Origin of the sequence: Clostridium neonatale, from assembly GCF_001458595.1 — a bacterium.
Classification (GTDB): Bacteria; Bacillota; Clostridia; order Clostridiales; family Clostridiaceae; genus Clostridium; species Clostridium neonatale.
Genome location: NZ_LN890328.1, coordinates 216,779 through 228,809, shown reverse-complemented (window position 1 = coordinate 228,809; position 12,031 = coordinate 216,779). Strand labels below are relative to the sequence as shown.

Here is a 12,031-nt window from a genome sequence, read left to right as displayed (position 1 = left end):
TCCTTCAGATTCCACCTCACGATGGACACCCTTGCCGTTGGCTATGCAGTTGGCACTATCAGCCTCTGCTACGGACTTTCACCGATTAGTACGTGCCCATGCTGGGCACACACGAAAATCAAGCTAAGTTTTGCACTTAGCTTGACAATTGGTCATATATAAAAGTTTATTAACATTATTACATAAAAAAGTTTCTGAGAAAAATCTATTTATAGCTTTTTACAAAATTCAAGTCTTTCTTTATTAGGTCCTTCAATAATAAAATATTGAATTCCATTTTCCCAAAAGTCTAAGTTCTGAATTCCATCTGTCAATAATTTATATCCCTGCATTCTTACAATATCATAAGCTTCATATATTTTATTACAATCTATGGCAATATGATTAATAGCCCCATTAGCACTAGATATATTCTTTTCTTCATAGGTTTCTATTATTAAATTTTCTAATTGCAAAAAAACTACTTTTTGATTTGCATTTTTATTATAGGTTTCATATATTTTATCAAATCCTAATTCTTCATAAAATAAAACTGTCTTCTCTATATTATCTGTTGGAATACCTATATGTTGTACTCCTGTGCAAAATGCTTTTAAATTCATCATAATTACCTTTCTACTTCAAAAAAATTCTACATATTATCCACTTTTCCCATAAAAATTGCTAGCATGTTATTTCATCTTTATTTACTTCTTGCGCCAAAAGCAAACATCCTATAATTCCCGAATTATCTCCAAGCCCAGGTGATACAATATATTCATCCAAATCTGGCATAGTAACATAGTTATTCATTAATTTTTCTAACTCTTTTCTTATATAATGAAATAACTGACGTTGCTTCATTACCCCACCACCTAGAACAATACGTTCTGGATTTATAGTTAGTGTATATGTCATTAATGCTTGTGCCAGATAAAAAGCCTCTATTTTCCATACTTCTTCATTATCTACCAATTCATATGCTTTCTTTCCCCATCTATCTTCAATGGCAGGCCCAGATGCAACACCTTCTAAACAATTTTTGTGGTATGGGCAAATTCCTTTGAATTGGTCATTAGGATGCATTCTAATTAATATATGTCCCATTTCTGGATGTCCATAACCTTCAAGAAATTGTCCATTTATCATTGCTCCTCCACCAATCCCAGTTCCTACAGTTAAATAGATACAGCTTTGTAAACCAACCGCTGCTCCTTTTTTTAATTCTCCTAAAGCCGCTGCATTTACATCAGTAGTCCATCCAATTGGAATATTGTATCTATCTTTTAAAGCTCCAACAAAATTATAATTTGCCCATGCTAATTTAGGAGTAGTAGTTATATATCCATAAGTTTTTGACTTTTTGTTTACATCAATAGGACCAAATGACCCTACACCTATAGCATCTAAATCATATTTGTCAAAAAATTCAAAAACATTCTTCATTGTTTCATCAGGTGTTGTTGTCGGTAAACTTATTCTTTCTAGAATTTCAAGCTTTTCATTACTTACTGCACAAACAAATTTTGTTCCGCCTGCTTCTATTGCTCCATATTTCATAATAATCTCCTCTTTAACTATTCAAAAATTTAATCTTTTTTTAATATTTTTATTTATCTTGGCCAACGCTGCTTTTTATCCATTAACTCTTCAAATTTGTTATGAGGTTCTGCTTGATACCAATAGGATACTGATGCAAGATCATCTTGACGTTCAAATAATCCTTTATAACATACTCCTATTTGCTGTACAGTAACTTTTAAATCATCTTGAAAATAAATTGGATCTAATATATGCCAGCGATAAAATCCCCTCATTGGTGGACAATCATTATTATGATATGGATTGTGTATTAAATCATCATTGGCGGAATAGTATGGATATCCAAGAAATGGAGTACAATAATTATTTTCTATTGTTTTACCATTAACCTGCGATGCAAAGCTCCAAGAGCCTCCAAAGTAATCCTCCATTCCAGTTCCGCAAATAGTAGGATATTCTTCATCACCATCTATATAGAATTTTACTTCTCCTTCACCCCACCAGTATCTTTCTAGTGTAGTTAATGCTATATATGTTCCTACATAATGTCCCTTTCCTTTTATATTATCAACAATTACGTAGTCTTTCTGTAATTCTGTTATACGTTGACGTCTCCATTGTGCATGAAAATATGCAGTATCTTTTGGCAATTCATCATATAAACAATAATCTATTTGATAGAAAAATGCTGGTATTTTATTATCATGTTGATTTTCTAATGTAATCTTGGCTTTTTTGTGAAATGGCATTTGAAAATAGCTATTCATCCCTCTAGATGGAACCACTACTATTGGCATTGAATTTACAATGCATTCTCTTGAAAAGCCACAACAAAAGAAATCTCCAAGCGGGCTTTCTACTGAAGGAGCTTCTTCGTCATCCCAATACATCCTTAAAACTAAATCTCTTAGAACATTACAATCAGCATCTGTTGTTTTATTATCAACAGTAATCCATATATGTGTTATTATTCCTGGACCATTTACTTCAGCTAATGTTACTGTTTTTCCTGGTTCTATATCTCTTAAACAAGGACTTCCTTTTCTTGAAGTTCCTAAATTACTTGCAGCCTTTCCTCCATTTCCTTTTTCTCCATTAGGGTTTTCTGAATTTATAGCACGAGAACGTGCATTTTTTAGCACTGATAAACTAGTAAGTCCATTTGAAAATAAATAATTATTCATATAAATAACTTCTCCTCTTTAATCAATTATTCTTTTACCCCGCCAGCCATTATTCCATCCATAATTTGTTTTTCAAATAATAATACGAATAGTATTATTGGTAAAAGTATTATCCATCCCATCGTACTAATTAAATCCCAAGGCATACTATAAGTTGTTTCCTTAGGTATTGTAGTTATTCCAACACTTAATACTTCTATCTTTCGTGCAAAGAACAATGGTGTAAATAAATCATTTAGGCATGTAATAAAATTAATTATGCTTATAGTTGCTATAGCTGGCTTCATTAAAGGTAATGTTACATAAAACATCTTTTGTAGAGCTTTGCATCCATCAACTTCTGCTGCTTCATATATTGATTCAGGTATTTCATTTAAGAAATTATTCAATATTAAAATTGTGAATGGTATTAATGCACTTGTATATAGGATTATTAGTCCTAAAAAAGTATCTACTAAATTAAATTTGTTCATAAAATCATATAATGGCCTTGCAGTCACTATTCCTGGTATTAAAGCAGAAGACACTATAGCTCCATAAGCTATTTTTAAACCCCTGCTCTTATATTTTGAAAATGCATAAGCTGCTAGTAGGCATATAATAGTAGATATTATTAATGCAGCTGTAGTTATAATTAATGTATTTAAAGCTTTTTCACCTAAATTTAATTCAAAAAACAACTTTTTGTAATTTTGAAAAGTAACATTACTTGGAATATATTTTATAGGTGTTGTAAATAGTTCATTTGAAGGTTTAATAGACGATATAAAAATCCAATATAAGGGTATTAATATAAAAGCCGATATAACAATAGTTAATGCCCATTTTACAACAAAAGGTACAGTTTTATTAATTTTAAACTTCATAATTATCACCCCTAATTATTTACTTTTTTTATATATCTAACATCAATTAATGTTAAAACTAACATTATTGCAAATAAAAATACTGCTATTGCAGATGCGTATCCTAAATTTAAATTTGTAAATGCTTCTGTCATTATTCTATATGATAATAATGTTGTTGAATCTCCAGGTCCTCCTGAAGTCATTGAATATACAACATCAAAACTAGTAAGCCTCCACATTGTAAAAAATATACATAATGTTAATACCGTGTTTTTTATTCCTGGTAATGTAATTGCAAAAAATGATTTAATTATTCCTGCTCCATCTATTTTAGCTGCTTCATAAAGATCTGATGGGATAAACTGCAATGCCGCTAACACTAATATGGCAAAAAAGGGCAGATCTTTCCACAAATCAACTGAAATTACAGCTACCCTTGCAGAAAACTCATTTATTAACCAATCGTAATGGAAATTAGGCAATATCCTTCTTATTAAATCATTTATAAGTCCATAAGTATCATTAAATGCCCAACGTGCTGCAAGCCCTGCAACAACCATAGGCATTGCCCATGGTATTAAAACTATGGTTCTTAAAAACTTTCTGCCTTTAAATTTTATATTTAACATCAATGCTAGTCCAACACCTAATATAACGTGTAATATCATAGAAGCTAATGTAAATATAATAGTAAATTCTATTGATGTAAGTAATTTTTCATCAGTGAACAGTTGTACAAAATTCTGAATTACAATAAATTCTTCTTTTCCTTTTAGCAAACTCATATCAAAGAAACTATTTTTAAATGTTGTTAATATTGGATATATTGTTGTAAAGCCTCTTAATAGTAGTGCAGGTATTACCAATATCCAAGCTATCCATATCTTATTACGTTTATTACTCATATGCTCCTCCAGTCTTTATAATTGTACTTTCTATTTGCTGTAAGGTTTTTGCTAAAATAGAATTACAATATGCTTTTATAATGAACTCATACCTAAATAAACTAATAAATTTTAGTGATACTAATATTTAATCTAGGTATGAGTTTTTTATATTTTTACTTTGCTTTATTATTCTTTAGTATACTTATCTACTTCTACTTGCGCTTTTTCACAGAATTCATCTAATGGTATTTCGTCAGAAACATATCTTTGGAATAGTGATCCCATAGAGCTTATAAATTCCATAGCTTGAGGTGCCATTGGACGTCCACGTAATACTGTATTTTCTAAATATCCCTTAATTACATCTAGTCCTTCTATTTGAAAGCTTGGATCATTTATTACATCAGATCTTGCTGGTAATCTTGAAGTCATCTCATAATAATCTTTCTCACCTTCTGGACTTGCAGCATAATTTAAGAATTTAATTGCAGCCTCCTTATTTTCTGATGCTGAATTTAAAACATAGTTCCAACAAGCTATATAAGCACTATTGTTTTCAAAAGTAGGCATTGGAGCTAAAGATATTCCATCTTCACCATATCTACCAGAGTCTACAAAGTTTTTCATTGCACCTGTATACATAAATATTGAAGCATAATCATCATCAAAGAATTTTTGCATCATTGGATCGTATTGATCTGCTAATTGTGCTAAAGGAGTTTCACCATTTTTAACCATGTCGTACATAAATTTGACTGCCTCCATTGTTTTAGGATTTGTCCAATCATAGTAATCTCCACCAAATAAATTTACAAAAGTACCTATTTCATTAAATACATATGTTTTTTCCCATGCACCACCATATCCATATTTACCATCTTTACTATAAGCTTTAACATACTTTTCAAAATCTTCTTTTGTATTTATTCCATCTAAACCAAGCTCTTTTACTTTTGATTGATCAACCCAAAAACCTAATATCTCCATATACATAGGGACAGAGTATATATTATCTCCTACTTGTATTAAATCTTTTATATACTGTTGAGGAAATTGTGATACAACATCCTTTGTCATAACAGTATCTTGTATAGGCTCTAAAAAGTTTGTATTTTTAAATGCACTAATCATTTCATCATTTATTGTTATTACATCCACACTTGTATCTTTTGATGAAAGTATAGTCGTGATTTTAGCTTGTCTATCATCTGTGTTTGTTGGGCAAGCTATTGTTTCTATTTTTATTCCTGTTGCTTTTTCTGCTTTTTCGATATACTTTTGAAATCCTTCATCAAAAGTAGTATCCATTGTCATTAGTGTAATTTTTTCAGTCTTTTCTGCTGATGCACTATCACTTGCTGATTTTGCACCTCCACATCCGTTTAAAAGCGTTACTGCTAAAACAGATGAAGTCAATAAAGACATAATTTTAATTGATTTCATAAAAATCCCCCTCTTTCATAACGTTTTCATTTGACTTCATATTTATTTTATTAAATTGACTAGTTAGTTTAAATACATTATTTTTCTCATAATTTATAATTTTTTTTGTTTTTGATTATTGAAACAAAATAATATTGTAATGTTTACAGTTATTATCTATAATGGCTGTGATGATATTATTTAACTTTTATATAAAGAGGTGAACACTTTAATGGCAGTCAATTATAAGATAAACAGTTTAAATAATGGTATAAGAAAATATTTTTCTAATTTCCAAAATAGAATAATAGTATGCTTTATATTATGTACTATTATACCGCTTCTAGCTATTGGACTAATTTCATATCATACTTCTGTAAAAATTGCAAAAGATAAGATACTTAATAGTAATCTACTTTTAAATAATCAATTAAAAGTAGATATTAATAACCGTGTAGTTCAAATTGAACATGTAGCTGATTCAATTCAATTTTATTTATATTCCTTAAATAATACTCCAACATTGCCACTATCAAATTACTTAACAGTTTTTAATAATACTTCTAATAATATTGATATATTAAAAAATAATTTTAACATTTTTTATATTAATGCATTCTTAGAGCCAAATTTAATTATAAGCAACCATGGAATAAATTTTAATAGTATAAATGATCTTGAAAAGTATGGTATTTCAGAAAATGACCTTTTAAATTTAGGTATATCTACTAAGTGGGTTTTTAGGGCAAAACAAGATTTTCCTTATATGATTTCTAACAATAAGGATGGAGTTGATGCTATATTCTGTTACAGAAGTGTTAAAAACAATGAAAGTGATTCTTTGTTTTATTCATATTTTATAAGTATTAAGTCTGATGAATTCTCAGAAATATTAAAAAACTCTAGTATAGATATTTCCATATCTAACTATATAGTTGATGAAAATGGAGTTATTATAGCACATTCTGATAAAAGCAAAGTTGGCAATACTTTAGATACTAAAAAACTCACACTTATTAAACAAAATATATCAAATGGTAATTTATCACTATATAAAAATTCACAAATTATATCTTCAAAATCAATTAATGATTGGTACATAGTAACTGATATTCCGGATAAATATATATTAGAAAATACATTTCCACTTATTAAATTAATTATATTTTCTATTTTGATGTTAACTCCAATCTTTATATTTACTGCTGCATCTCTTGGCAAAGAGATAACAAAAAGGCTCAATAGATTATCTGTAATAATCAAATCTGCTGAACTTAATAATAATGTAATTAAAATTGATAATTTGAATGAGTTAATTGATTCTAACTCCGGATATTATGATGATATCGATTATATAGCATTAACTCTTAAAGATATGATAAATACAATAAATGATAATTTCAATACCATCTTAGATTTATCAGTAAAAAAAGAGAAATTAAATTATGACTTGCTGCAAGCTCAAATTAATCCTCATTTTTTATACAATATCCTAGATTCTATTCATGTATGTAATTCTATCGGTAAGTTTGATATAGCTAATCAAATTATTAGGGACTTGTCAAAGTTCTATCGTTATGTTCTTCGTACCTCAGAACATTTAATCACAATTCAAGAAGAAATAGAAATTGCTAAATTATATTTATCTATGGAGAATATATGCAAGAATGGAAATATAACTTGGAATTTTTATTTAGATAAAAGTATAGAAAGCTTTTTAATTCCTAAGCTTACACTTCAACCACTTATGGAGAATTGTATTAGACATGGAATTGGACAAGGTGGTAACAAAATTAATATAGATATTTCTATTACTTATCATGAGGACTATATATTAATTAACATTAAAGATAATGGTATTGGTATAGATCCTGATAGACTTATAGATATTCAATCCATATTGAATACTAATAATGTTAGTGATAAATATTTAGGTCTAAGTAATGTTAACGCTAGGCTATATTCTTCAAAAATCGCTAAAGAATCCATGAATATTAGTAGTATTTTAAATATTGGAACAAACATTAATATAATAATAAATCAAGTTATTTAAAAATTTCATAATTATATAAGGAGAACTGTTTTGAGAAAAGTAATTATAGTTGATGATAATCATTTGTCTGTTGAAGGTATTTATAAAAATATAAATTGGGATTTATTAAATTCACAAGTAATATATATGTATTATGATTCTCAATCTGTTATTGATGCTGTAAAGTCTACAGATGTTGACTTAATAATATCAGATATAGAAATGCCTAAAATATCTGGTTTAGAAATGTCAAATCAAATATTGAAAATTAATCCCAATATAAAAATTATACTTATTAGTGCATTTGATAAATTTGAATATGCTAAGCAAGCAATTAGAGTTGGTGTATATGATTATATAGAAAAGCCTATTGACTATGAATATCTTAATGTAATAATCAATAATGCCTTTAATCAGCTAGATAAAGAAGAGCATAACCTTAAAATTTTAAATGAAAGTCGCCCACTAATGATAAATAAATTTTTTTCAGAATTAATACATTTAAATAGTGAAGATTCTAAATATAATCTTTTTAAATATCCAGATTATTTAAATTTAAATTTAGATCTGAAATATTTTATAATATTAAATTTTAGAATAACAAATTCTGAAAAAGTAAAAAATGACTTAGGAATTGAGAAATATCATATTTCATTAATAGATTTAAGTGATTATATCAAGTCTGTTTTCTCTAAATTTCACTTGTATCACAATATAAATGAGAGAGATGATATGATTATATTTATCGGTGGAAATTATCCTAACGAAAGCTATTTACTAAATAAAATTTACGACATACTCAGTCATTTTATAGAAAATTATGAAAGTAAAATATTTGAATTAAATATTGGCATTGGTAATGTTGTTGATTCTGTTTGGAATATGAAAATTTCTTATGATAATTCATGTCAGGCACTTGAATATAATTTCTTTTTTCCTCAAAACAATATATTTGATATTCATGATATTATCAACAAAAATAATGAAAATCACAATATCTATATTTGTAATAATGAAGATAAATTAATTCAGCTTCTTTACAAAAAAGACTTAAATGGAATAAGAAATTGGATACAAATGTTTTATGAAGAGATCTTGGTTAATTGTAATAATAAGTACTTAATATTTAACAATATATATTCTATCCTAAGCAATGTATTAAAACTTCTATACAATATGTCCATAAATACTAGCGATATTGAAAATATAATAGTAGATACCTATAGTAACTTAGGTACAATTGACAATAGCTCTGATATAATAAATTGGCTTTTTCAGATTCTAAAAATTATTTGTGATAAGCTTGATGAATCAATGAGGGATCAACATGAGTACCTATGTAACAGTGTAATTGCATATATTAAAGATAATTTTAGCAAAAAAGATTTATCATTAAATGAAATTGCTTCATATGTCAATGTTAGTCCAGCATATTTAAGTTCACTATTTAAAAAACAAATTGGTGAAAATATAAGTACAACCATCACAAATGTTAGAATAGAAAACGCTTGTAAACTACTAGAAAATACAAGCCTATCTTTAAAAGAAATTAGCGAAAAAGTTGGTTATGTAAATCAATATTATTTTAGCTCATGCTTTAAAAAGAAAATGGACAAAAATCCATCTGTTTATCGCCAAGAAGTATATTAAATCACCAATCTCCAAAGTTTAGACAGTCAATAGATGAAGTAGTTACATGGGTTAAATAATACAACAGAACTGTTTTCAAATTCTATTATATAATTTGAAAACAGTTCTATTCCTTCCTTATTAATCCACACTTTCTCAGTTCTTCCTCAAATGTGTTTTTTGATAGCTTGATTGCTACTTTCTATTATACTATTTAGAAACTTTAATATTATGATAAGCTATCAATTTGCAGTTTTTATCTTGAATCATTTTTTTAGTGCCTTCTTCACTCTTTTAAGCTTCTCCACCTCCTGAACACATAAAAATTTCAACCTCTTTTCATTCTCTCAATAAATTAACCATTGCATTAAATGCAGGAACTGGAAATCCAGCCCATATTGGAGCTACAAATATGATTCGATCAAAATCTGATAAATCATATTGTACATCTTTTATTTCTACCACTTGTCTCTTCATTGCCTTTGGGCATCCTAAAATAAATGCTGTTAAAATATTATATTTTTTCTTTTGCTGTACCTCACAAATAACTACATTCTCATTTTCACTTGCTATACGTTCTGCTTCTTTTTTTGATGTTCCACCTAATGTATAATACGTAATTATTGTTTTCATTTTTTCTGATCACTTTCAATTTGTTATTATCATATAATAGTATAAACCTCTTTTTTATCCAAAGATATCCACCTATCAAGGTGTTAACGAATACCAGCTTTTTGTATTATCACCACTAAATTTAGATTTCATTATAACTAAATTTAAATAATTTTTATAAAAACACTAACTAAGCCCCTAACTAAAATTTTATTCTCTTAAATATCATTACATTTCCATCCTACTTAGATACCCTTTCTCAATTCACTCATCACTATGTATTTACCCCTTCTCCTAAAATAATCTTATTAATATCAATATATCCAATCAAAAAATAACTCTGTTTCAGCTTTCCTTCTTCTAACCAATCTACCTAGAACTTTTTTCATAAGGAGACTTGCTTTTTTCTTATGAAATTGCTGAGACCCTCAATAAATAAGCATATTTTTATATTCTAGTATGTATATATTCTTTTATTCTGATATTCTTAAGAATATTAGAATAAAAGAATATTAGAATATTACAATATATATTTATTGTTTAAATTACATAGGAAAGGACCTATAAGAAATTGGAAGAAGTTGATATTTGTATATATCTACTTCTTGTACTTTAATTATGAATAACTTTATAAAATTGTTTTTTTCCTTTCCATGTTCTTAAGAAGAATTTATATTTGCCGAATATACTTTCATCAAAAACTTAGATATCTATTTTATTTAATACGCTTTAATGCATTAGGTTTACTTTTCTATTTTAATTAACCTTTCTTAAATTTAATTTTGTTATTTAACTCTCTTAGACATAGGATGATTTTCATCAAATTCAACTAAATCCCAAAGGTTTCCGTATAAATCCTTGAATACTGCCACTATTCCATAATCTTGTTCCTTTGGCTCTCTAACAAATTCAATACCTATAGCTTTCATTTCATTATAATCACGCCAAAAATCATCTGTTCCAAGGAAAAGAAAAACTCTTCCCCCTGCTTGATTTCCTATAAAAGACTCTTGCTCTGGTTTTGAGGCTCTTGCAAGCAATATTGTTGTTCCTAAAGAACCTGGTGGAGATACAACTACCCATCTTTTATTCTGTTCTGGCTGATATGTATCTTCTACTAATGTGAAATGTAGTTTTTTAGTATAAAAGTCTATTGCCTCATCATAATCTTTTACTACTAAAGCAATGTGTACAATTGATTGAATCATTATTTTCACTCCATTCTTAAAATCTTCATAGCATTCTTCCCATTATAATTTCATCACGATATGTTCCATCTTTAAGTTTATATGCATTCTTTGAACATCCCCAAACTTCAAATCCATGCTTTTTATATAAAGCTTGAGCTCTCTTATTATCATCAAATACTCCAAGTTCAAGCTGCTCGTATCTCATACTCTTTGCTTGTTTAATTATTTCTTTAAGAATTACATTTCCAATTCCATTATTCCAATATTTTTCTTTTATAGAAATCCCAAATGTAGCTCTATGCTTAAGCTTAATATTATCTCTCACACAACTAATACCTGCATTACCTGCAAGTTCATTATTTACAAATTCTGCAACCATAATATCTTTATTCCTTTTTATATTCTCATTTAAAATCTTTTTCTCTTCCTCAATGCTTATTGCAATTTCTTCTGAATATCTAATCATAAAATGTGTTTCATCAGATGTTGTTTTCAAGTACTCAATCATGCTTTCTGCATCTTGTTCATTTGGACTTCTTAAAACACATCTTGTCCCATCCTTTAATTCTACTTCCTTGGCTTCAAATTGCATTTCTATTCCTCCTAAGCTACTATCTATTAGTTTATAAATTCTCGCCGTATCTTTATATACACTTTCTGTTTCTATAGGTTAATTATACCACAGTAATAACTCCAACTAAAAATA

The 12,031-nt window shown here is 27.8% G+C and carries 11 protein-coding genes; 2 read left to right on the top strand and 9 right to left on the bottom strand.

Annotated elements, in window-relative coordinates; genetic code table 11:
• Positions 1 to 209: 209 nt before the first annotated feature.
• From BN2920_RS08095 to BN2920_RS08070, 6 genes are all read right to left on the bottom strand, one after another.
• Positions 210 to 605, bottom strand: coding sequence for a VOC family protein (locus BN2920_RS08095; RefSeq protein WP_242868344.1), 396 nt, complete (start codon positions 603 to 605; stop codon positions 210 to 212).
• Positions 606 to 663: 58 nt separating this feature from the next.
• Entirely contained in the window at positions 664 to 1,539 is an 876-nt protein-coding gene (locus tag BN2920_RS08090; RefSeq protein WP_058294516.1) for an ROK family protein, read from the bottom strand.
• 53 nt (positions 1,540 to 1,592) lie between these two features.
• Complete coding sequence (locus BN2920_RS08085; protein WP_058294515.1) at positions 1,593 to 2,705, bottom strand: glycoside hydrolase family 172 protein; 1,113 nt, start codon at positions 2,703 to 2,705, stop codon at positions 1,593 to 1,595.
• Between the two features lie 26 nt (positions 2,706 to 2,731).
• A complete protein-coding gene (locus BN2920_RS08080; RefSeq protein WP_058294514.1) occupies positions 2,732 to 3,571 on the bottom strand; it encodes a carbohydrate ABC transporter permease in 840 nt (279 codons plus the stop codon).
• Between the two features lie 11 nt (positions 3,572 to 3,582).
• Complete coding sequence (locus BN2920_RS08075; RefSeq protein WP_058294513.1) at positions 3,583 to 4,458, bottom strand: carbohydrate ABC transporter permease; 876 nt, start codon at positions 4,456 to 4,458, stop codon at positions 3,583 to 3,585.
• A 168-nt stretch (positions 4,459 to 4,626) separates the two neighbouring features.
• Positions 4,627 to 5,883 (bottom strand): ABC transporter substrate-binding protein, encoded by a 1,257-nt coding sequence (locus tag BN2920_RS08070; RefSeq protein ID WP_058294512.1) that lies wholly within the window; start codon positions 5,881 to 5,883, stop codon positions 4,627 to 4,629.
• A gap of 211 nt (positions 5,884 to 6,094) precedes the next feature.
• On the opposite strand from BN2920_RS08070, the gene BN2920_RS08065 reads away from it, so the two are divergent.
• Positions 6,095 to 7,915: a sensor histidine kinase gene (locus BN2920_RS08065; protein ID WP_058294511.1), complete on the top strand. Its 1,821-nt coding sequence runs from the start codon at positions 6,095 to 6,097 to the stop codon at positions 7,913 to 7,915.
• Between the two features lie 30 nt (positions 7,916 to 7,945).
• Entirely contained in the window at positions 7,946 to 9,544 is a 1,599-nt protein-coding gene (locus tag BN2920_RS08060) for a response regulator (protein ID WP_058294510.1), read from the top strand.
• Positions 9,545 to 9,862: 318 nt separating this feature from the next.
• Here the strand turns inward: BN2920_RS08060 and BN2920_RS08055 are convergent, their stop codons facing one another.
• The 3 genes from BN2920_RS08055 to BN2920_RS08045 all read right to left on the bottom strand — a co-directional run bounded on the left by BN2920_RS08055 (position 9,863) and on the right by BN2920_RS08045 (position 11,917).
• Positions 9,863 to 10,156, bottom strand: coding sequence for a hypothetical protein (locus BN2920_RS08055; RefSeq protein WP_058294509.1), 294 nt, complete (start codon positions 10,154 to 10,156; stop codon positions 9,863 to 9,865).
• 764 nt (positions 10,157 to 10,920) lie between these two features.
• On the bottom strand, positions 10,921 to 11,343 hold the full coding sequence (locus tag BN2920_RS08050) for a VOC family protein (RefSeq protein WP_058294508.1): 423 nt from the start codon (positions 11,341 to 11,343) through the stop codon (positions 10,921 to 10,923).
• A 25-nt stretch (positions 11,344 to 11,368) separates the two neighbouring features.
• Positions 11,369 to 11,917 carry a GNAT family N-acetyltransferase gene (locus tag BN2920_RS08045; RefSeq protein ID WP_058294507.1) on the bottom strand — a complete coding sequence of 183 codons (549 nt, stop codon included), beginning with the start codon at positions 11,915 to 11,917 and terminating at the stop codon, positions 11,369 to 11,371.
• Positions 11,918 to 12,031: the final 114 nt, after the last annotated feature.

Bases quoted from the DNA above. Each gene is read 5' to 3' on its own strand.
- BN2920_RS08085 (WP_058294515.1), bottom strand. From the start codon at position 2,705: ATGAATAATTATTTATTTTCAAATGGACTTACTAGTTTATCAGTGCTA.
- BN2920_RS08050 (WP_058294508.1), bottom strand. From the start codon at position 11,343: ATGATTCAATCAATTGTACACATTGCTTTAGTAGTAAAAGATTATGAT.
- BN2920_RS08080 (WP_058294514.1), bottom strand. From the start codon at position 3,571: ATGAAGTTTAAAATTAATAAAACTGTACCTTTTGTTGTAAAATGGGCA.
- BN2920_RS08075 (WP_058294513.1), bottom strand. From the start codon at position 4,458: ATGAGTAATAAACGTAATAAGATATGGATAGCTTGGATATTGGTAATA.
- BN2920_RS08065 (WP_058294511.1), top strand. From the start codon at position 6,095: ATGGCAGTCAATTATAAGATAAACAGTTTAAATAATGGTATAAGAAAA.
- BN2920_RS08055 (WP_058294509.1), bottom strand. From the start codon at position 10,156: ATGAAAACAATAATTACGTATTATACATTAGGTGGAACATCAAAAAAA.
- BN2920_RS08045 (WP_058294507.1), bottom strand. From the start codon at position 11,917: ATGCAATTTGAAGCCAAGGAAGTAGAATTAAAGGATGGGACAAGATGT.
- BN2920_RS08070 (WP_058294512.1), bottom strand. From the start codon at position 5,883: ATGAAATCAATTAAAATTATGTCTTTATTGACTTCATCTGTTTTAGCA.
- BN2920_RS08095 (WP_242868344.1), bottom strand. From the start codon at position 605: ATGATGAATTTAAAAGCATTTTGCACAGGAGTACAACATATAGGTATT.
- BN2920_RS08090 (WP_058294516.1), bottom strand. From the start codon at position 1,539: ATGAAATATGGAGCAATAGAAGCAGGCGGAACAAAATTTGTTTGTGCA.